19 protein-coding genes and 1 pseudogene are annotated in these 21,259 nt (G+C 59.5%); 9 read left to right on the forward strand and 11 right to left on the reverse strand.

Annotated features, from left to right (window positions below; genetic code table 11):
- Positions 1-19: 19 nt before the first annotated feature.
- The 4 genes from LQ231_RS15410 (at position 20) to pth (ending at position 4,792) form a co-directional block, all read left to right on the forward strand.
- A complete protein-coding gene (locus LQ231_RS15410; RefSeq protein WP_113141856.1) occupies positions 20-619 on the forward strand; it encodes a 50S ribosomal protein L25/general stress protein Ctc in 600 nt (199 codons plus the stop codon).
- A 217-nt stretch (positions 620-836) separates the two neighbouring features.
- Positions 837-3,212 carry an EAL domain-containing protein gene (locus tag LQ231_RS15415; RefSeq protein ID WP_230171979.1) on the forward strand — a complete coding sequence of 792 codons (2,376 nt, stop codon included), beginning with the start codon at positions 837-839 and terminating at the stop codon, positions 3,210-3,212.
- A gap of 27 nt (positions 3,213-3,239) precedes the next feature.
- Positions 3,240-3,980: a transporter substrate-binding domain-containing protein gene (locus LQ231_RS15420; RefSeq protein WP_230171980.1), complete on the forward strand. Its 741-nt coding sequence runs from the start codon at positions 3,240-3,242 to the stop codon at positions 3,978-3,980.
- A gap of 83 nt (positions 3,981-4,063) precedes the next feature.
- Positions 4,064-4,792, forward strand: a complete 729-nt coding sequence (gene pth / locus LQ231_RS15425) for an aminoacyl-tRNA hydrolase (RefSeq protein ID WP_230171981.1) — start codon at positions 4,064-4,066, stop codon at positions 4,790-4,792.
- Between the two features lie 76 nt (positions 4,793-4,868).
- Here the strand turns inward: pth and aqpZ are convergent, their stop codons facing one another.
- Positions 4,869-5,558, reverse strand: coding sequence for an aquaporin Z (aqpZ, locus tag LQ231_RS15430; RefSeq protein WP_230171982.1), 690 nt, complete (start codon positions 5,556-5,558; stop codon positions 4,869-4,871).
- Between the two features lie 248 nt (positions 5,559-5,806).
- Entirely contained in the window at positions 5,807-6,118 is a 312-nt protein-coding gene (clpS, locus tag LQ231_RS15435) for an ATP-dependent Clp protease adapter ClpS (RefSeq protein ID WP_113141861.1), read from the reverse strand.
- Between the two features lie 200 nt (positions 6,119-6,318).
- Between clpS and ychF the strand changes: the two genes are divergently transcribed.
- From ychF to LQ231_RS15455, 4 genes and pseudogenes are all read left to right on the forward strand, one after another.
- Positions 6,319-7,422 (forward strand): redox-regulated ATPase YchF, encoded by a 1,104-nt coding sequence (gene ychF / locus LQ231_RS15440; RefSeq protein WP_113141862.1) that lies wholly within the window; start codon positions 6,319-6,321, stop codon positions 7,420-7,422.
- Between the two features lie 110 nt (positions 7,423-7,532).
- Positions 7,533-8,006, forward strand: coding sequence for a MaoC family dehydratase (locus LQ231_RS15445; protein WP_230171983.1), 474 nt, complete (start codon positions 7,533-7,535; stop codon positions 8,004-8,006).
- Positions 8,003-8,491, forward strand: coding sequence for a MaoC family dehydratase (locus tag LQ231_RS15450; RefSeq protein WP_230171984.1), 489 nt, complete (start codon positions 8,003-8,005; stop codon positions 8,489-8,491). Before LQ231_RS15445 ends, LQ231_RS15450 begins: the two co-directional genes overlap by 4 nt.
- Positions 8,488-8,966: pseudogene (locus tag LQ231_RS15455) on the forward strand (glutathione peroxidase). Before LQ231_RS15450 ends, LQ231_RS15455 begins: the two are co-directional and overlap by 4 nt.
- 60 nt (positions 8,967-9,026) lie before the next feature.
- Here the strand turns inward: LQ231_RS15455 and LQ231_RS15460 are convergent.
- The 4 genes from LQ231_RS15460 to petA form a co-directional block, all read right to left on the reverse strand.
- The gene (locus LQ231_RS15460) at positions 9,027-9,572 is read right to left on the reverse strand and encodes an adenine phosphoribosyltransferase (protein WP_113141866.1); all 546 of its coding nucleotides are present in this window, start codon (positions 9,570-9,572) and stop codon (positions 9,027-9,029) included.
- A 191-nt stretch (positions 9,573-9,763) separates the two neighbouring features.
- A complete protein-coding gene (locus LQ231_RS15465) occupies positions 9,764-10,639 on the reverse strand; it encodes a cytochrome c1 (RefSeq protein WP_113141867.1) in 876 nt (291 codons plus the stop codon).
- Positions 10,640-10,660: 21 nt separating this feature from the next.
- Entirely contained in the window at positions 10,661-11,929 is a 1,269-nt protein-coding gene (locus LQ231_RS15470; protein WP_113141868.1) for a cytochrome b N-terminal domain-containing protein, read from the reverse strand.
- 14 nt (positions 11,930-11,943) lie between these two features.
- The gene (gene petA, locus LQ231_RS15475) at positions 11,944-12,522 is read right to left on the reverse strand and encodes a ubiquinol-cytochrome c reductase iron-sulfur subunit (protein ID WP_230171985.1); all 579 of its coding nucleotides are present in this window, start codon (positions 12,520-12,522) and stop codon (positions 11,944-11,946) included.
- A gap of 287 nt (positions 12,523-12,809) precedes the next feature.
- On the opposite strand from petA, the gene LQ231_RS15480 reads away from it, so the two are divergent.
- The gene (locus LQ231_RS15480; RefSeq protein ID WP_162742651.1) at positions 12,810-13,769 is read left to right on the forward strand and encodes an endonuclease/exonuclease/phosphatase family protein; all 960 of its coding nucleotides are present in this window, start codon (positions 12,810-12,812) and stop codon (positions 13,767-13,769) included.
- 58 nt (positions 13,770-13,827) lie between these two features.
- Here LQ231_RS15480 and LQ231_RS15485 read toward each other — a convergent pair whose 3' ends face one another.
- The 5 genes from LQ231_RS15485 to LQ231_RS15505 all read right to left on the reverse strand — a co-directional run bounded on the left by LQ231_RS15485 (position 13,828) and on the right by LQ231_RS15505 (position 20,910).
- On the reverse strand, positions 13,828-15,699 hold the full coding sequence (locus tag LQ231_RS15485) for an ABC transporter ATP-binding protein (RefSeq protein WP_230171986.1): 1,872 nt from the start codon (positions 15,697-15,699) through the stop codon (positions 13,828-13,830).
- Between the two features lie 145 nt (positions 15,700-15,844).
- Positions 15,845-17,746, reverse strand: a complete 1,902-nt coding sequence (locus LQ231_RS15490) for a methyl-accepting chemotaxis protein (protein WP_290371363.1) — start codon at positions 17,744-17,746, stop codon at positions 15,845-15,847.
- A 256-nt stretch (positions 17,747-18,002) separates the two neighbouring features.
- Entirely contained in the window at positions 18,003-18,425 is a 423-nt protein-coding gene (locus LQ231_RS15495; protein ID WP_230171988.1) for a DMT family transporter, read from the reverse strand.
- Entirely contained in the window at positions 18,422-18,892 is a 471-nt protein-coding gene (locus LQ231_RS15500) for a DMT family transporter (protein ID WP_230171989.1), read from the reverse strand. The genes LQ231_RS15495 and LQ231_RS15500 overlap by 4 nt, the downstream gene beginning before the upstream one ends.
- 158 nt (positions 18,893-19,050) lie before the next feature.
- Positions 19,051-20,910: an ABC transporter ATP-binding protein gene (locus tag LQ231_RS15505; RefSeq protein WP_230171990.1), complete on the reverse strand. Its 1,860-nt coding sequence runs from the start codon at positions 20,908-20,910 to the stop codon at positions 19,051-19,053.
- Positions 20,911-21,259: the final 349 nt, after the last annotated feature.

Below are 21,259 nucleotides of genomic sequence, written 5' to 3' on the forward strand. Positions count from 1 at the left end.
CAACTTGAAAGGTAAAGCCATGAGCCATGCTTCTTACGAGCTCAAGGCCGTAGCACGCGAACGGGTAGGTAAGGGGTCCTCCCGCGAACTTCGCCGCAACGGTTCCATCCCGGCTGTCATCTACGGTGACAAGCAGGCCCCGATTTCGATCTCGCTCAATACGAACGAGGTCACCAAGCGCATTCATGCCGGCGGTTTCATGACCACGATCGCCGTTATCGAAATCAACGGCGAAAAGATCAAGGTTCTCCCGAAGGATTACCAGCTCGATCCGGTTCGTGATTTCACCATGCACATCGACTTCCTCCGCATCTCGGCCAACAGCCAGGTTTCGGTTCAGGTTCCTGTGCATTTCGTCAACGAAGAAAAGTCTGCCGTCAAGATCGGCGCAGTCCTCAACATCGTTCGTCACGAAGTTGAACTGCATTGCCCGGCCGACAACATCCCGGAATTCATCACGGTTGATCTTTCCGGCGCCAAGATCGGCGACAGCATTCACATCTCGGCCGTCAAACTGCCGGCAGGCGTGACTCCGGTCATCGCCGACCGCGACTTCACCATTGCAACCCTGGTTGCACCGGCTGGTGGCGTTGAAGAAGAAGCCGAAGCAGAAGCCTGATCAAACCGAAATTTCGGTTGGAGAAGAACCCACCTTGGAAACAGGGTGGGTTTTTTCGTTTCACGGGTCTTTTAGTCATAAAACTGAAAGAAATGCGGGTTGCAGCTTCAGCTTGAGTTAACTGTTTCGTGAAAGCGTGACAGCCGTATTCTCGCCAAAAAGGGAGCCTCCCGAGAAACATGTCGCATTGTCACCGGCACACACTGGAAAGCAGCCGATGACGCGATCGGTCGAGAGTCGATTCCTGGCGATTGTTGCCATCACGATCTTCATCCTTGTCGTTCCGCTCTTTGCCCTGTTCCTGTCATTGACCACGGACCGCGCTTCCGGTGAACTGCAGCAAAACCTGGAAGTGTTGATTGCCGCCAATGCCCAGGCATTGGCCAAGCCGATGTGGGATTTCGACCGCGAGAGTGTCGAACAGATCACAGCCACCATCATCTCCAGCAGTACCGTCAGTCGTGTTCATGTCCGCGATCTGTCGAACGGCATCAATGTTTCCATGCCGGCTTTGCCCAAATGGCCGAAGAACGGCCTGAGCTCGATCACCCGCGAAATTTTCTACAACGCCATCGAGGGGCCGAAACTCGTCGGCACGATCACCATATATTATAGCCGGATCGACATGTTCTCCTCTCTGCGTCAGGCAGAGGTGATGCTGATCGGCATTTTCATGCTGGCCGTCGTCGGCGTTGTTGGCGCTGCAGTCATCGGCAACCGCGTGATGGTGATGAAACCGCTGCTCAAATTGACCGCCGCGATTGAGGCAACACGCCGGCTCGGCTCACGCCATCACGTCGACTGGCAATCGAATGATGAGATCGGTCGCCTGGCCCGTAGCTTCAATGCAATGCAGATCAAGCTCGAACAGGAAGAACGCGAACTGAAGCTCGCCCATCAGCGCACCACCGAAATCTACAACCTGACCCCCGCCATGCTCTTCTCCCTCGACGAGCAGGACCGCATTACCGGCGTTAGCGATTACTGGCTTTTGGCAACGGGCTATGAGCGTCAATCGGTCGTCGGTAGGCATTTTTCCGAACTCGTGCCGCTGGACGCTTGGGAAAACTACCTGGAGCGCAAAAACACCAAGGCGATCGTCGGCGTTCTCGAAGCCACCACACGGTTCGTCTGCGCCGACGGGACAGTGATGGACGTCCTGATCGCCGAAGCCAATCGTGCAGCCTACGACGGAGACGAAGGCCTGTCGCTCAGCGTCATGACCGACGTGACGGCCCTGAAACAATCCGAGGAACGCAATCACCGCCAGGCCATCACCGATCACCTGACGGGCCTGCGCAACCGCAAGGGTTTTGAAGCCGCACTCGACGACGAAATACGGCTGACGGACGCAGCGCATCATGAGCTTGCCTGCATTTTTGTCGACCTCGATCGGTTCAAGTGGATCAACGACAATCTCGGCCACCAGGCCGGTGATACCGTGCTGTGCCATTTCGTCGAGCGGATGAAGGCACATCTGCCGAACGGCGCAACGGCAGCCCGTCTGGGCGGCGACGAATTTGCCATCCTGTTGCGCGCACCGGACGCCGAGGCTGTCGCCATGACGTTGAGCCGGCAGCTATGCGATATTTTTGTCGAACCAATCGATATCGACGGTGCCACCGCCCGCCTGAGTGCCAGTGTCGGTATAGCCCTCTACCCGCGCCACGCCGAGAATGCCGCCGAACTGCTGCAAAAATCCGATATGGCCATGTACAGCAAGAAACGCGATGGCAAGAATGGCGCGCAACTCTACAATCCGCTGATCCAGGACGACACCCGTCAGCGCGCGGAGATCGAACGCGACATCGAGCAGGGATTGAACAATGACTGGTTCGATGCCTTTTTCCAGCCGATCGTCCAGATCGAAACTGGCAAGGTTATCGGCTACGAAGCCTTGATGCGGCTCGTGCATCCTGAGCGCGGTATCGTTCCGCCGATCGAGATCATCCGCATTGCCGAGGAGATCGGCGCCATCGGCAAGGTCGGCGGCAGGGTCTTGGAAAAAGCGCTGGAGAACCTCGTGCGCCTGAGCACGGCAAAGGATGACCATACCGCCTATCTGGCGATCAACTTCTCGCCTTTGCAGTTCGAACCATCATTGCCCGTCAGATTGGCCACCTTGACGACGAGACATGGCGTCGCGCCCGAACGCATCGTCATCGAGATCACCGAAGCAACGCTGCTGCACGACAATCCGCAAATCCGCACCATCCTCGATGACTTCAACCGCTTCGGTTATCGGATAGCACTGGATGACTTCGGCACCGGCTATTCGTCGCTGAGCTATCTCAACCGCTTCCCGGTCGACATCGTCAAGATCGACCAGTCCTTCATCCGTTCGCTCTCCGAGGCCGAACCGGAGTTGCGCAACAAGAGCCGCATGCTGGTCGAGGGCATTACCGCCATCTCGCACAAGATGGAATGCAGCGTTGTGGCAGAAGGCGTCGAGACCGAAGAACAGCGCCAGCTGCTGAACGACTTTGGCGTCGATTTTGGTCAGGGCTATTTCTTTGCCCGGCCGCAACCGGTCGACAGCCTGATTGAAACCGCCATCAAGTTGAACCGCCTGCGCGAAAATGCGGCAGGCTAGGAACACCAGGAAGAGAGGCATACCGCAATGAAAGTTCTCGGCATATTGCTTTCACTTGCGGCGGCCCCGGTTGCCGCCGCTGACACAGTCTACTTCACCACCGAAGACTATCCGCCCTATAATTTCCGCGAGGGCAATGACATCAAGGGCGCGGGCTACGACCAGTTGATCGTCATCATGGAGGAACTGAAGGTCCCCTACTCCGTCGAAATGATGCCGTGGGCCCGTGCGATTGCGCTGGCCCAGACCGAAGCCATGCACTGCGTCCTGACCACCGCCCATATCCCCGAACGCGATACGCTGTTCAAATGGGTCGAGCCACTGGCCGTCGGCCGCAATCTGATGGTCGCCCGCAAGGGATCGGTGCTGGATGTGAAGAACACCGACGAGGCCAAGTCCTACACGGTCGGCACGCAACGCAACGACTATACCCAGACGCTGCTTGAAAACGCCGGTTTTGAGAAGATAGACCTCGCCACCGACCTCAAGCTGACGCTGAAGAAGCTGGAAAGCGGGCGTCTCGACCTGATGCCGATCGACGAACAGCACTACGTGCAACTGGTGAAGGAGGGTGAGCCTCTGGAAGTCAAATTCGTCTTCACCGAGCAAAAGTTCTCGATTGCCTGCAACCCGACTTTCCCCGCCGAACTTCTGGCCAAAATGCAGGGCGCGCTTGATGCAATGATCGCCGATGGCCGGCAGGCAAAGATCCTCGGCAACTATGGTCTGCTCGACGCGAACGCGAGCGGGCTCGCCACCACGCCTTGACATTCGGCGCGTTTCGCTGTGGTGAAAGATCGTGCCATAAGCGGCGCGATCAATGACCAGAACGGCAGGAACGGACGCAAGCCATGATGATCCTTGCTGGGCTCGGAAACCCGGGCTCTCAATATGAGCGCAATCGTCACAACATCGGTTTCATGGCCGTGGACGAGATCCATCGGCGCCATTCCTTCTCGCCCTGGTCGAAGAAGTTTAAGGCCCTGATCGCCGAGGGGACCCTCGGCTCCGAAAAAGTCCTGCTGATCAAACCGCAGACTTTCATGAACCTTTCTGGTGAAAGCGTCGGCGAGGCCATGCGCTTCTACAAACTCGGGCCGGAAAATATCGTCGCCATTTACGACGAACTTGACCTGGTGCCCGGCAAGGCGCGGATCAAGACCGGAGGCGGCCATGGCGGCCACAACGGCATCAAGTCGCTCGACGCCCATTGCGGCCTCGCCTATCGCCGCCTGCGCCTCGGCATCGGCCATCCGGGCGACAAGTCGCGCGTCCATGGCTATGTGCTCGGCGACTTCGCCAAATCGGATGCGGAATGGCTCGACCCGCTGCTTGAGGCGCTGGCCGACAATGCCGACATGCTGGTCAAGGGCGAGGATTCGCAGTTGATGAACAAGCTTGCGCTGGCAACCGGCGGCAAGGCGGACGACGAGAAACCGGCCGCCCAGCAACCCAAGGCGTCGAAAGCCGGCAAGTCTCATATCCACCAGGCGAGAAATTTCAACCAGCCGAAGAAACTGCCCGAAACCGGCCCGATGGCCGACATGCTGAAACGCATGTTCGGCAAGAAGGAAGACTGAGCACGGCGGGTGCGATCGATGCCCCTCCGCAGTCTAACTGCAGGACAGCAGGCGGTAGCCGCCAAAACGCTGGCAATTACTTCCGCTCGTCGGACAATCCTCTCCAGAGCAAGGCCCCGATCACCGCACCGACAATGGGGGCCACCCAGAACAACCAGAGCTGCTGCAACGCCCAGCCCCCGACAAAGAGCGCCTGACTGGTCGAGCGCGCGGGATTGACCGAAGTATTGGTCACCGGGATCGAGATCAGGTGGATCAGCGTCAGGCCGAGGCCGATGGCGATTGGCGCGAACCCGGCGGGTGCCTTGGCACCGGTGGAGCCGAGAATGATGACCAGGAAGAAGGCGGTCAGCACCACCTCGATCACTAGCGCCGAGATGAGGGAATATCCACCCGGAGAATGTTCGCCGTAACCGTTTGCGGCAAAGCCGCCGATGTCGCCACCCGCCTTGCCGGTGGCAACGATGTAGAGCACCAGCGCCGCAGCGGCAGCACCCAGAATCTGTGCCGCCACATACGGCGCGAGATCACCTTTGTTGAACCGCCCGGCTACAGTGAGCCCGACCGAGACCGCGGGATTGAAATGTCCGCCGGAAATACCGCCAACCGCATAGGCCATGGTCAAGACGGTGAGGCCAAAAGCCAGAGACACGCCCAGAAGGCCAATCCCGACCTCCGGAAACGCGGCGGCCAGTACGGCGCTGCCGCAGCCCCCGAACACCAGCCAGAACGTACCCAGGAATTCGGCAAGCAGTTTAGAACGCATGAGCCCCCTCCATGCATGAACGCGGCCTCGACAAAGCACTACAACGCTCCCCTCGCTGCAGGCACCGCGGCTATCGAATAACTTACATTAGCAATATTTTATCTTCACGCAACGGGCAGACACACGACCTGGAATTGCTGGTCAACGACCTTCATCAGTTTTGGTAGTTGTGGCAATGTGTCGAAAGATCGAGATACGGAGGGCCCGCGTGGCATGAAACGAAGCCGAAGCCAACCGAGACAGGCGGCTCACTCTTCCGGTTCAGTGGTGAACATCAGCGGAAATCCTGCCTCTTTGGCCAGATCCGTCGCTTCCTTCGCTTTCGTTTCGGCGATATCGCGCGTGCAAACGACAACCACGGCAGACCCGAATTTGTGCGCCGTCATCATCACGCGATTGCCGGCTTCCTCGCTCATGCGGAACACCGCTTTCAGCACGACAGTGACAAATTCGCGCGGTGTGTAATCGTCATTGAGCAGGATTACCTTGTAGAGCTTGGGCTGCTCCAGCTTCGGCTTGGACTGCAATTTCGGCTTCAGGGAGACGTCTTTATTCGGCATAAGGCTCTTTCCGTCGTCGATCATTTCGGCATGAATGACTTATCCGGCCATTCAACAACAGACGTTCCTCATCCCCCACGGCTGCAACTTATCCTGCCTGACCTTTGCGCGCGGCGCAATATCAGCCGAAACCCTTGACCCGGCGCGCCCCTTCCCCCATAGGCAAGGCAACAAATCCCACTACGTGACGGAATGAACCCATGGGCTTCAAATGCGGTATCGTCGGACTGCCGAATGTCGGCAAGTCCACTCTCTTCAACGCGCTGACCAGGACGGCTGCAGCCCAGGCTGCAAACTATCCCTTCTGCACCATCGAGCCGAATACCGGCGAAGTGGCCGTGCCGGATCCGCGCATGCAGAAGCTGGCGGCAATCGCAGGCTCGAAGGAAATCATCCCGACCCGCATCTCCTTCGTCGATATCGCCGGTCTGGTGCGCGGCGCATCGAAGGGTGAAGGCCTCGGCAACAAGTTCCTCGCCAATATCCGTGAAGTCGATGCGGTCGTGCACGTCCTGCGCTGCTTCGAGGATGATGACATCACCCATGTCGAGGGCAAGATCAATCCGGTCGGCGATGCAGACACGATCGAGACCGAGCTGATGCTTGCCGACCTTGAGAGCCTTGAGCGCCGCGTCGAGCAGACCCGCAAGCGCGCAGCCTCCAAGGACAAGGATTCGCTCGCCCAGCTGCCGGTCATGGAAGAGGTCATCAAGCTTCTCAACGACGGCAAACCTGCGCGAATCCTGCTGAAGACCCTGGCTGCCGACGAGATCGAAGTTCTGAAAGGCCTGAACCTTCTGACCTCGCATCCGGTACTCTACGTCTGCAACGTCGCGGAAAGCGATGCCGTCGACGGCAATGCGCATACCAAGGCTGTCGCCGAAATGGCGAAGGCGCAAGGCGCCGAATGCGTCATCATCTCGGCTGCGATCGAATCCGAAGTTGCCCAGCTGCCGGACGAGGAATCGAAAGAATTCCTCTCGGCGCTCGGCCTCGAAGAAGCAGGCCTCGACCGCCTGATCCGCGCCGGCTACCACCTGCTCGACCTGATCACCTATTTCACTGTCGGCCCGAAGGAAACCCGCGCCTGGACCATCGTGCGCGGCACCAAGGCCCCGGCCGCCGCCGGTGTCATTCATACCGACTTCGAGCGCGGCTTCATCCGCGCCTTTACCATCGCTTATGACGACTACATCAACTTCAAGGGTGAAGTCGGCGCCAAGGAAGCTGGCAAGGGCCGCGACGAAGGCAAGGAATATGTCGTCCAGGACGGTGACGTGATCCACTTCCGCTTCAACACCTGAGGCAAGCAAGAAAGCGCCTTCAACGAGGCGCTTTTTTTATGCGCAGAAAACAAGTTCAGACTTGAACATAATCCCATCTTGCGCAGACTGCCGGTGAAAGCGAGAATGAGATGAGCGACACAGACAAGCTTCACTACGAGGATTTCACCCCCGGCCGGCGATTTGATTTCCTTCCGAAGACCATATCCGCCGAAGAGATCATCGAATTCGCCAGTGAGTTCGATCCCCAGCCGATGCATCTGTCGGAGGAAGCCGGTCGAGACAGCATTCTTGGCGGACTGTCCGCCTCGGGCTGGCACACCAGCAGTATCTTCATGCGCATGATGATCGACACCTATGTTCTCCGCTCGGCGTCAGAAGGTGCCCCCGGCATCGACCTGATGCAATGGCGGAAGCCGGTGCTGGCCGGCGACACGCTGGCCGGCCATTCCACTGTGGAAGCATCCCGGCTGATGCGCTCGCGTCCCCATTTGGGCATCGTGACCTTTCAGCACGAACTGACCAACCAGCGCGGCCAACTGGTCCTCTCGGCCCGCAACTCGATCATGATGCGGCTGCGCCAGACTGTGGGTATCTCCGCATGAAGATGCTCGACCTCCACCCCGCCGGCACCCGCATCGAGCTCGGCTCTATGACCTTCACCGCCGAAGACATCATCCGTTTCGCCAGCACATTCGATCCGCAGCCCTTCCATATCGATGCCGAAGCGGCGAAGTCGTATGTCTTTGGCGGCCTCTGCGCCTCGGGCTGGCATACCTGCGCCGGCTGGATGAAGAATTTCGTCGCCTTCTGGGATGCGGAGGCGACACGGTTGAACGCCACCGGGACCGACGCTCCAAGGCTCGGCCCCTCGCCTGGTTTTTCTGAACTGCAGTGGTTGAAACCTGTCTACGCCGGCGACAGGATCACCTATTTTATGACGCCGATCGATACCCGCCGCATGCCAGGTTCAAAAGGCTACATGGTCATCACGGCCCTGTGCGAAGGCCTCAATCAGAATGCCGAACCCGTCCTGCGCTTCAACAGCAATATCATCGAGTTTCCAGCACCAGAGGATAAGCCCGCATGAACATTTACCAGTTCACCGCCCGCGACATCGAAGGCAGGGACCGCAGACTGTCGGACTATGCCGGCAAGCTAATGCTGATCGTCAACACGGCGAGCGCCTGCGGGCTCACCCCGCAATACAGCGGCCTGAAAAAATTCACCAGACCTTCAAGGGTGACCTCGTCGTGCTCGGTTTTCCCTGCAATCAGTTCGGCGGCCAGGAGCCGGGAACGGAAAAGGACATCGCCCTTTTCTGTGAGACGAGCTTTGCCGTCACATTCCCGCTCTTTTCCAAGGTCGAGGTGAACGGCGCAAGCGCCGATCCGCTCTTTGCCTATCTGAAGGCAGAGACGCCGGGCGAGGAACAGGGCAACGAGATCGCCTGGAACTTTGCCAAGTTCCTGATCGGCCGCGACGGCAAACCGATTGCCCGTTTTTCGCCGCGCACAGCACCGGAAGAGATCGAGGCAGACATCGCAAAGGCACTGACCGCCTGAGCAAGCTCAGCGGCGCGCAGGTGGGGGTATTGCCACCGCCTGACCTGATCATCCGCCTTGTCAGTGACCGGAAAATTCGACCAGTGTCCGGACTTCGACGCCGAGCGCTTCGAGCTTCTGGCGCCCGCCGAGATCCGGCAGGTCGATGACGAAACAGGCCGAGACGACATCGGCGCCGATCTGGCGCAGCAACTGGACCGCGCCAACGGCCGTACCTCCGGTCGCGATCAAGTCATCGACCAGGATGACTTTCTCACCGGGCTGGATCGCATCGAGATGGATTTCCATTTCGTCGACGCCGTATTCGAGGCTATAGGCGATGCTGACCGTCTCGTGCGGCAGCTTGCCCTTCTTGCGGATCGGCACGAAGCCGGCTGACAACTGATGCGCCACGGCACCGCCCAGGATGAAGCCGCGCGCTTCCATGCCGGCAATCTTGTCTATCTTCAACCCGACATAGGGCTGCACCAGCTCATCGACGGCACGACGAAACGCTCGGGCATTGCCCAATAGGGTCGTAATGTCGCGGAAGATGATGCCCGGCTTCGGATAGTCGGGAATCGAGCGGATGGAATCGACGAGGAAATTCTGGACTGGCGAGCTCATGGGTATCCGTGACCTGTGGAAGATTTTGGCGGCAAACTGGCCCTTCGCATACCGCATCTCCAGCCCCGTGGCGATGGAAAAGCTGATGTTTCGAAGGACCTGTGGTAAATGGAACGCTTACTTGTGAATGCCGTCCCCAACGAAAAAAGGCGACCCGGAGGCCGCCTTTCCGAATGATCGACAACAGACGATCAGTGTTCCTTGTTGGAATAGACCGACTTCTTCGTCAGGTAGATCAGCGCAGTGAAGATCGCGAGGAAGATCATCACCATGAAGCCCATCCGCTTGCGGTCTTCCAGATGCGGTTCGGCAGCCCACATCAGGAATGCGGCAACGTCCTGGGAATACTGGTCCAGCGTCTGCGGTGCACCGTCGTCATAGGTCACCTGACCATCGCTGAGCGGTGGCGCCATGGCAAGCGACTGGCCGGCAATGAAATGCGGGTTGAAATGCGTGCCTTCGGCAACGACAATCCCTTCCGGTGGCTCCTGATAGCCGGTCAACAGGGCATGAATGTAATCCGGGCCACCCTGTTGATACTGCGTGAAGATATCGAAAACGAATGTCGGGAAGCCGCGGGTCACGCCGCGCGCCTTGGCGATCAGCGAGAAGTCCGGCGGCGCTGCACCGTTGTTGGCAGCAGCAGCCGCTTCATGGTTCGGGAACGGCGATGGGAAATGATCCGACGGCACCGCCTTGCGGGTGAACATTTCACCGTCGGCGTTCGGACCGTCCTGCACTTCATAGTTCGCCGCGAAGGCTTTCACCTGTTCTTCCGAATAGCCCAGATCCTCCAGTGTGCGGAAGGAGACCAGGTTCATCGAATGGCAGGCGGCACAGACTTCGGTGTAAATCTTGAGACCGCGCTGGAGCTGCCCCTTGTCATACTTGCCGAACGGACCGGCAAAAGACCAGTCGATCTGCTCCGGCTTGAGGATCGGGTAGTGACCGACCTTTGCCGCGTGCTCGACCTGATGGGCGAGATCGCCCTCTTCCGCTGCGGAAGCCAGGCCGGAAAATCCGGCCATGGCAGCAATCAGCGCGATGCTCGTGAAAAGCTTCTTCATTGTTCTGTTCCTCTCACGTGCTCAGGCTTGGGCGGCGGCGGACTTGCCGCTCTTTTCGAGAACCGCCTCGGTGATCGAGTTCGGGATACGCCGTGGCGTCTCGAACAGACCGAGGAGCGGCATGATCACGAGGAAGAAACCGAAGTAATAAGCAGTTCCGGCCTGCGACAGGACGACATAGATGCCTTCTGCCGGCATGGCGCCGAGCCAGCCGAGGATGATCGAATTGACCACAAACAGCCAGAAGAACAGCTTGTACCAGGGACGATAGACCGCAGAGCGAACCTTGGACGTGTCGAGCCAGGGCAGGAAGAACAGCACGATGATCGCGCCGAACATCACCAGAACGCCACCGAGCTTGGAGTCGATCGGACCGACATTGAAGGTGATCGCGCGCAGCATCGCGTAGAACGGCAGGAAGTACCATTCCGGAACGATGTGAGCCGGGGTCTTCAGCGCGTCGGCCGGGATGTAGTTGTCCGGATGGCCGAGGAAGTTCGGCATGTAGAAGACGAACCAGGCGTAGACGATCAGGAAGACCGAGATGCCGAAAGCATCCTTGAGCGTGGCGTAAGGCGTGAACGGCACGGTGTCCGTCTTCGACTTGACTTCGACGCCGGTCGGGTTTGTCTGGCCAGTGACGTGCAGAGCCCAGATATGCAGGATGACAACGCCGACGATCATGAACGGCAGCAGGTAGTGCAGCGCGAAGAAGCGGTTCAGCGTCGGATTGTCGACGGCAAAGCCACCGAGCAGGAACTGCTGGATCCACTCGCCGACGCCCGGAAACGCGGTGAAGAAGCCGGTGATGACGGTAGCACCCCAGAAGGACATCTGGCCCCAGGGAAGCACGTAACCCATGAAGGCGGTCGCCATCATGAGGAGGAAGATCACCACGCCGAGGATCCAGAGGATTTCGCGGGGCGCCTTGTAGGACCCGTAGTAGAGACCACGGGCAATGTGCAGGTAAACGGCGATGAAGAAGAACGACGCGCCGTTGGCATGCATGTAGCGCAGCAGCCAACCATGGTTGACGTCGCGCATGATCTTTTCAACCGAATCGAATGCCACCGAAACATGCGCCGAGTAGTGCATCGCGAGCACAACACCGGTCAGAATCTGTACCACCAGCATGACGGCCAGCATGGCACCGAAGGTGTAGGCGTAGTTCAGGTTGCGGGGAACCGGATAGGCGACGAAGCTGTCATAGACCATGCGCGGCAACGGAAGGCGCGCATCAATCCATTTTTCGACGCCGGTCGTCGGCTGGTAACTGGAAGGACCACTCATGTTTAATTATCCCCTCAACCGATCTTGATCACAGAATCGGACACAAATCCGAAAGTCGGAATTGCCAGATTCATCGGCGCCGGACCTTTCCGGATACGACCCGCGGTATCGTAGTGCGAGCCGTGGCAGGGACAGAACCATCCGCCGAAGTCCCCGGCCTGGCCAAGCGGAACGCAACCGAGGTGGGTGCAGGAACCGATCATGACGATCCAGTTCTCCTTGCCTTCGCCTGCAGAGCGAGCAAGGTCCGTCGCGTCAGCGGCAGCATCGACATTGGCGTTACGGGCAATCGGGTCCTTGAGGTCGGCAAGAGCAACCTGGTTGGCTTCCTCGACTTCCTTGGCGGTGCGATTGCGGATGAACACCGGCTTGCCGCGCCATTTCACCGTCAGCGACATGCCGGGCTCGAGCGCCGCCACATCGACTTCGATCGAAGCGAGCGCAAGAGTGGAGGCGTCCGGGCGCATCTGATCAATGAACGGCCATGCGACAGCGGCAACGCCAACTGCGCCGGCCATACCGGTCACCATGTAGAGAAAGTCACGGCGCGTAGGTTCGGCCGCATGTTGTGCATTGGTCTCGTGTTCGCTCACGGTCAAATTATCCTCTTCGCAATCCTGCGACACACCGCATTCTGCCCCCGTAGCGGGAATCATCAAGCAGACATAGTCCGGCCATAGATTCCCCCCAGATTGGCGCGTTCTAAGCTTGATAATCCATTCTGTCCAGTCTCCGCAGGGGAAGGAGCCACTATGTCGCGCAATAAATTCTGACGTTGTGCCATGAGGTTGGATGAAGCGGACGGTTCTTGCAAGTAAGGCTTTTTTCGAGCATGGTCACGTGCCTCCGGCCGCGCCCGGAAGACAGGGTCGGGACGGGCATGAGAGATACTATCTACTGCGTAATTTGCGTCCTGTTGACACTGGCGCTCACGGCTCTCAGCATGCGCTACGTCACCGAGCTCTGGATCTTTTCCTTCTTTTTCAGCCTGCAATTGCAAATCAGCGTCATCGTTCTTGCCGGAACCGTGATCTGCCTGCTCGTCAAGCGTGGCACCTATGCCTGGATGCTGCTGGCAGCCAGTCTCGCCCTGATTGGCCACAGCCTGTGGATGAAACGGGAGTTCGTGCCGAGCCCATTGCCGCCCGAAGTCGTGGCAAATGCCCCGCGCCTGCGCATCCTCAGCTTCAACGTCCTCAACGACAATGTTGATAACGCGAAGAAGATCGCCGACATGATCCAGGGTTCGCAGGCCGATGTTGTCTACATCATGGAAGCCAATCCGCTGTTTGGCGAACTCGATCGGCTGGGCGAAACTTATCCCTACAGAATTGGCTGCGGCATCGAGACGCCGACCTGCGATCTGATGATGCTGTCGAAACATCCGATCCGGGCCGGCCGCTACGACGAGCTCAGTGACCTGCGCGCCGACCGCTTTGCCGAAATTGAGATCGAGGTTGCCGGCCGCCGGATCAGTCTCCTCGCGGCTCATCTCTCCAAACCGTATTTCGATGACTACCACAGCATCGAGCTGGACAACCTCATCCTTGGCCTCAACGATGCCAAGGGCAGCGTGATCCTGGCCGGCGATTTCAATTCGGACAGTATTGCGCCGGACATGCAACGCTTTCTTAGGCGCTCCGGTCTGCGCAAGGTCGGCGCCGAACCTGCCACCTGGCCGGTCGAAGCCGGCTTGGCCGGCATTCCGATCGACCATATCTTCGTCGACAAGGATATCGCGCCCCTGTCGCTGAAACGCCTTGACGAGAGTTATGGATCGAACCATTTCGGCCTTGTCGCCGACGTCGCGTTGATCGGCGAAGTCGCACCCGACAACTGAGCACGTGCCACCCACTGTTGAACGCATCAACTGGATGCCGGTGGGCAGCAACAGCGCATCAGGCTTGCTCGACAACGCCCTTGGTATCGAGGAAGCCGCCGGATTGCCGCGCCCAAAGCTCCGAATAGAGCCCGCCCCGCGCGACGAGTTCCGCATGTGTGCCCTGCTCGATGATCCGGCCCTTGTCCATGACGACAAGGCGATCCAGCGCGGCAATGGTCGACAGGCGATGGGCAATGGCCAGAACTGTCTTGCCCCGCATCAGCTTGTCGAGATTGGACTGGATGGCAGCCTCGACTTCGGAATCGAGCGCCGAGGTCGCCTCGTCCAGAACGAGGATCGGCGCATCCTTCAGCATCACGCGGGCAATCGCCACCCGCTGGCGCTGCCCACCCGATAGCTTGACCCCGCGCTCGCCGACATGCGCATCGAAACCCTTGCGCCCGCGCTGATCCTCCAGCCGCTGGATGAAGTCGAGCGCCTCCGCCCGATCCGCCGCCTTCAGCAATTGATCGTCCGACGCATCTTCGCGTCCGAAGACGATGTTGTCGCGGATGGAGCGATGCAACAGCGCCGTATCCTGCGTCACCATGCCGATCTGCGACCGCAGGCTCTCCTGCGTCACCGTCGAGATATCCTGGCCGTCGATCACGATACGGCCGCCCTCGACATCGTAGAAGCGCAGAAGCAGATTGACCAAGGTCGACTTACCTGCCCCGGAGCGGCCGACAATGCCCACCTTCTCGCCCGGCGCGATGGTCAGTGTCAGATGATCAATCACGCCCTTCTTGCGGCCATAGTGAAAGCTGACATCCTCGAAGCGGATCTCGGGCGAGACGACCTTCAACGCAGTGGCATCGGCACGGTCGACCAGGTCGATCGGCCTGGCGATCAGTTCGGCGGAATTCTGGATCGTGCCGATATTGCGCATGATGCTGTTCATCTGCGTCATCATCCGACCGAGCAGCATGTTGAGCCTGAGCACGAGGCCGAGTGTGAACGCCACGCCGCCGCCGGTAATCGCGCCGGCAAACCAAAGATCGATCGATAGCGCGGCGACCGTGACAATCATGATCCCCGACAAAACAGCCAGCGACGCACGAACACCCGTCAGCAACCGTGCGAACGGCCGCAACGTGTCCTGGAACCGGTCGAAACCCGCCTTGATATAGTGATCGTTCTGCCGCTCCTTGCCGAACAGTTTCAGCGTCTGGATATTCGAATAGCTGTCCACCAGACGGCCATTCAACATCGACGACGCTTCGGCTGATTCCCTCGCGTGATAGCGGATACGCGGGACGAAGAGCCTCGCAAGCACCAGGAAGATCGCGATCCAGACACCGATGACCGCCGAAAGCCGCCAGTCGAGCTGCGCGACGAGGGCCATGGTCGAGATCGTGTAGATCACCATGAACCAGACGACCTGCAGCAGCGAGGTCAACAGGTCCCCGGTCGACTGGCCGGCCGACCAGACTTTGGTGACGATACGGCCGGCAAAATCGTTCTGGAAGAAGGACAGCGACTGGCGCGCGATATGCGCATAGGCCTGCCAGCGCACCATGTTGAAGAAGTTGAGGACGATGACCTGCTCTTCGACCAGCGCGCCGATCGTCACGACAATGAACCGTCCCGCCAGCATCACCAGGGCCATGGCGGCAAGCTCGCCACCATGGGCCGCGATCAGCCCGTCCCATCCGGCATCCTTGGGCACGGTGTCGAGCACATCGACCAGCCGACCGACGAACCAGAACAGCCCGGCCTCCAGCACGGCGATCGAGCCGCCGAATATCGCCATGAGCAGGAAGGCAAGCTTCGCCTGGCTGACATAGAACCAGACAAAGGCCCAGGTCTTTTCCGGCGGACGCAAATTGTCCGAGCGGTAAAACGGATCGAGCCAGTTTTCGAAGAGACGAGCAACAGATTGAAACATGCAATGCGATATAGGCGGTTTCCGGCGTCTGGCAAAGCATGGCGGTCATTACATTTACGTAATGCCGGCTGGGCAAAAATGGCAACGGCGGCCGAAGCCGCCGAACCTGATCTATTTGTCTCAACCTCACCGGATCAGGCCATCGTCAGCGCCGGCGGGCCACCGTCGCCGCACCGCCAAATGCGGAGGCCAGCCTGCCGCTCATCGCATGCGCCGGCGAAGGGACCGGACGCGAGGCCGGTGTCGCGACATGCAGGTCAGCCCGCCCCTCACCCAGCTTGAATTGTGCGAGTAACCCATTGAGTGCAGCCGCCTGTGCCGCCAGGCTGTGGCTCGCAGCCGTGGTCTGTTCGACCATTGCCGCATTCTGCTGTGTGCCCTGGTCCATCTCGTTGACCGACATGTTGATCTCGGAAAGGCCGGTCGACTGTTCGCGGGCCGATACGGCGATGGACGCGACATTGTTGTTGATCTGCTGAACTTCCGTCACGATCGACTCCAGCGCCTTGCCGGTCTGGCCGACCAGATCGACACCATCCCGGACCTTCTCGCCTGAGGTCGTGATCAGCGCCTTGATCTCCCGCGCCGCCTTGGCGGAGCGCTGGGCCAGTTCACGCACTTCCTGCGCCACCACGGCAAAGCCCTTGCCTGCCTCGCCGGCACGGGCTGCCTCGACCCCGGCATTGAGCGCCAGCAGGTTGGTCTGGAAGGCGATATCATCGATCACGCCGATGATGTTGCCGATCTCGCTCGACGATTTCTCGATCGCCTCCATGGCATTGACGGCCTGGTGGACGATCTCGCCGGAGCGCTCGGCGCCGTGACGGGTCTGTTCGACCAGCTTGCCGGCCTCTCCGGCACGAACCGCTGATTCCTTGACTGCGGTGGTGACCTGTTCCAGCGCAGCCGCCGTTTCCTCGACTGAGGCCGCCTGCTGTTCGGTCCGCCGGGACAGATCATTGGCAGCGGAACGGATCTCGTTGGCGCCGGCATCGATCATCCGGGCATTCTCGCCGACGGACTGCAGAACCGATTGCAGTTTCGCCACCGATTCGTTGAAATTGGCACGCAAAGGCTCAAGCTGCCCGACAAAGGGAACGTCGAGACGGAATGTCATGTCGCCATCGGACAGGCCCTTCAGGCCACGGGCAATGCTCTCGACCGCAAACGACACGTCGGCGGCGGCCTGCGCAGTCTGTTCGTCCCGGGCGAGACGCTCGCGTTCGCTCATTGAACGGTTGCTTTCGGTTTCCTGTTCCAGCCGCTCGCGTTCGACGGCATTGTCGCGGAAGACGGAGACCGCGGCAGCCATTTCTCCGATTTCGTCATGACGATCCGTATGGGGGATCGCGATCTCGTTGTTGCCGGATGCAAGCATGTTCATCGATTGGGTGATGGCGCCGATCGGGCGCGTGACGCGGACGAGGCTGAGCAATGCCGCGCCAGCAGCCACAATTGCAGCAAGAACAATGGCGCCGATGGTGGTGATATAGGCGAACTCGGCTGCAAGCGCTGCCGCCTTCTGATCATCCTGGCTGCGGGCACCGATTTCGTTGATCATGTCCTGCATGAGGATGCCGGCTTCACCACCGATCGGGATCATCTCCGCGATGATCGCCTTTGCTTCATAGACGCGCGACGCCTTGATCACAGTGACGAACTTCTCACCCAGCGCATCGTATGTCGACAGGACCGCGTTCAGCTTGTCCATGCTCGCTTTCGTTGACGCATCAGTAATCGTATCACTGAATGCTTTGAACGCCGCTGCGCGTTCCGCGGTCTTGCTTTGCAACTGCTCAAGTATGCGTTTCTGGTCTGCCGCATTGCTGGAAGTCAGCGTCATCAGATAGAGTCGGCGCACTTCGGACAAGAGCCTGTCCAGGTTCGCCGTCTTCAGGGACTGATCCATGCGCTCGCCCAAATTGGATGCCTGAGCATTGAGCTCGGAGACTGAGCGCATTCCCAGCACGCCCTGCAACAACAGGAGAACGAGCACGAGCGCAAACAGCGCAGGCATGAGAAATTTGATTTTGACTTTGCTGAACATCTGAAAAACCGCAGTTTGAGCCTGATGGATATCGCCCTGTCTTGGCAGCTTAAAATAAAGAAAAAATTACCTCGGGCGGCGAAGTCCAGCACTACCGCGCCACTATAAGTCATTGTAAAATTAGGATGTTCTGAAGGCCGATGCAGATCGGAGAGGGCAGCAGCCTGTTGCTCCAGCAAACCGGCGGCTTGGCGAATTGGCGGATGGCGGATTGGAAAAGCCGAAGCCGGGCAATCCTGCGCGGTGCAGTCTCGCCTTAGCGCGAGAAACGCGTCAGGTAGATTCCAATCAGGATCAGGAACACGCCGATAAACTGACCGGGGTGAAGACCGGATGCGACCTGCAACTGGTCGATCAACAGCCCGGCAATCATCTGCCCGCCGATGATCAGCAGCGCCGAGCGGGCAGCGCCGATGCGCGGAAACACATAGGCACTGACGGCCACGAAACCCGCGCCGATGACGCCGCCGGTAAAGGCCCAGCTCGGTGCCAGCCCCAGGGTGTGGAAATTGCCGCGTTCGAACAGCAACACGAACACCGTGAGCAGCAGGAAGCCGCTCAGGTGGTTCCAGAACGACGCCCTGAACGCCCCGCGATCCATGCCGAGGCGACCATTGATCGAGCGCGACATGCCGACAAAGGCACCGGCGGAAAGCGCGATCATCACATAGCCGATCATTGCGCACCTCCCGAATAGATCACCAGCGCACTGCCCATGGTGACGAGCAAGGCAGCCAGCAGGTCGAAACGGTTGAGCGCGCGTTTGGGCGTCCCGAACCAGCCCCAGAGGTCGGACAGGAGGCTGAACAGGATCTGGCCGACGAGCATCAACGACAGTGCACCGGCCAGGGCAAGGCTGGAATTGACCGCAATGGACCCCAGCGCAACGGCAAGCGCGCCCGGCGCTCCGCCAAAATAGGACCAGAGCGGCGGCCTGCCAGCATGGATCGCCAGGTCAGCCGGTTTCGAGGACCACATCCGGCTGGCCTGCAACAGCACGACCGCTGTGACAGCTCCGACACCATGCACGACCCAGGACGCGATGAACGGGGTGGAATAGCTGGCAAGCCCACTGTTCAGCGTGACCATCACAGCCAGCATGCCGCCGGCCAACGCAGCCCAGAACCAGTCGAGATAGTACCGCATCGGTTTCGCCATTTCATTGATTTCGAAGTGCGCCCGGCACCCGCATAAGCATACGGGCCCTGAATGCCAATCGACATTTCCTGATCTGCGGGCAGAAAAACTGAAACGCGCCGCCGGGTGAAGGGCGACGCGTCTCGTCAATGTCAAGCCACGGCTGGTTACTCCGCCGCCTCTTCGGCTTCGTCACCGTCCTCAGCTGCTAGGAAGCCGCCGGACTGGCGATTCCACAGGTCGGCATAGACGCCACCCAGCGCCACCAGTTCCTGATGCGAGCCGCTTTCGATGATCCGCCCCTTGTCGAGCACGATCAGCCGGTCCATCTGCGTCAGCGTCGACAGGCGGTGCGCAATCGCGATCACCGTCTTGTCCTCGATCAGCTTGAACAGGCTTTCCTGGATCGCCGCCTCGACTTCCGAATCGAGTGCGGACGTTGCCTCGTCCAGTACCAGGATCGGCGCATCCTTGAGGAAGACGCGCGCAATCGCGATGCGCTGGCGCTGGCCACCGGACAGCTTCACCCCGCGTTCACCGACATGCGCATCAAGACCCGTCCTGCCCTGCTGGTCGGCCAGCGTCTGGATGAAGTCCCAGGCATTGGCACGGCGGGCAGCCTCGATCACCTGGGCGTCCGTGGCGTCCGGCCGGCCATAGGCAATGTTGTCGCGGATCGACCGGTGCAGCAGCGATGTATCCTGGGTGACGACGCCGACCAGCGACCGCAGGCTGTCTTGCGAAACCTGGGAAATGTCCTGCCCGTCGACAAGGATACGCCCCTTTTCAAGATCGTAGAAGCGCAGCAACAGGTTGACCAGCGTCGTCTTGCCCGCGCCGGAGCGTCCGACCAGACCGACCTTCTCGCCCGCCTTGATCTTCAGCGCGAAATCCTCGATCACGCCATTGCGCTTGCCATAGTGGAAGCCGACCGCGTCATAGACGATCTCACCCTTCGGCGCCGTCAGCGCTTTAGCCGTCGGCACATCGACGATGTCATGCGCCGTGGTCATCATGCCCATGCCGTCGTAGACGGTGCCGATGTTTTCAAACAGCGCCGCCACTTCCCACATGATCCATTGCGACATGCCGTTGATGCGCATGGCAAGACCGATGGCAATCGCGATCGCACCGACCGACACCACGCCGTCGAGCCAGAACCAGATACTCAGCGCCGAGATCGAAAACAGCACGATGGCATTGTTGATATCGACAGCGATGTTGAGCAGCGTGATCTGCCGCATCTGGCGGTGCACGGTACTGAGAAAGGCATCCATGCCCTCCCTGGCATAGCTTTCCTCGCGGCCGGCATGGGAAAACAGCTTCACGGTCGCAATGTTGGTATAGCTGTCGACGATGCGGCCGGTCATCATCGAGCGCGCATCCGCCTGTTCACTGGACAGCTTGCGCAGCTTCGGGATGAAGAAGCGCAGGATCAGCACATAGATGACGATCCATGCGGCAAGCGGCAGAACCAGACGCCAGTCGACGGCCGCCACAAGCGCCAGCATCGAGACGAAGAAGCTCGTCGCATAGACGAAAACGTCGATGACCTTCATCGTCGATTCCCGGATCGACAAAGCCGTCTGCATCACCTTGGTCGACACCCGTCCGGCAAACTCGTTGGCGAAGAACGTCATCGAATGGCGCAGCAGGAAGCGATGCATCTGCCAGCGCGCGATCATCGGGAAGTTGCCTGCCAGAACCTGATGCATGGTGATCGAGTGAATGATCCCGACGATCGGCAGACCGACCAGCACCAGCGCGCCCATGGCGAACAGCCGCGAACCCTCGTTTTCGAGGAACGTGGTGCGGTCGGCATTCGACAGCCAGTCGACGATATTGCCGAGGAACTGGTAGAGGAATACTTCGCCCACCGCGATTAGCAGCGAGCACATCCCGAGCACCAGCAGCCATGGCCAGGCCGGTTTCGTGTAATGCCAGCAAAAGGCAAACAGCCCCTTGGGCGGCAGAGAAGGCGCATCCGAAGGATAGGCATTCAAGCGGTTTTCAAACCACGAGAACATGAGAAACTCCATGAAGCAGCGCGCGAGCGGACAGGCCATCGGGACGTGTCGCAGATGCGCGAAATGTCAATGTTTGAGGCCAGATAGGGCCGCAAGATGAATCAGTTTGGGAAATACAAAGGCGATGAAGTCGCCGTCACGCAGGCCTGGCAAGCAGGCGGGGCACTGGCTTCAAACCGAAAAAATCCATCGATGGCCCTCCCTCGTGCGTGTTACAGATGAAGCTGTTGTAACCACCTCGGCAGCCCTTGCAAAGCGGCGAATGGCGCCTTGCCGGCCATTCCCTGCAACTGTTGCACGCAGACAACAACCGGAAGGTTGATCCGCACGTCCAAGCCTCTTGAGGCGC

It is taken from the genome of Rhizobium sp. CECT 9324 (assembly GCF_918741265.1).
Classification (GTDB): domain Bacteria; phylum Pseudomonadota; class Alphaproteobacteria; order Rhizobiales; family Rhizobiaceae; genus Allorhizobium.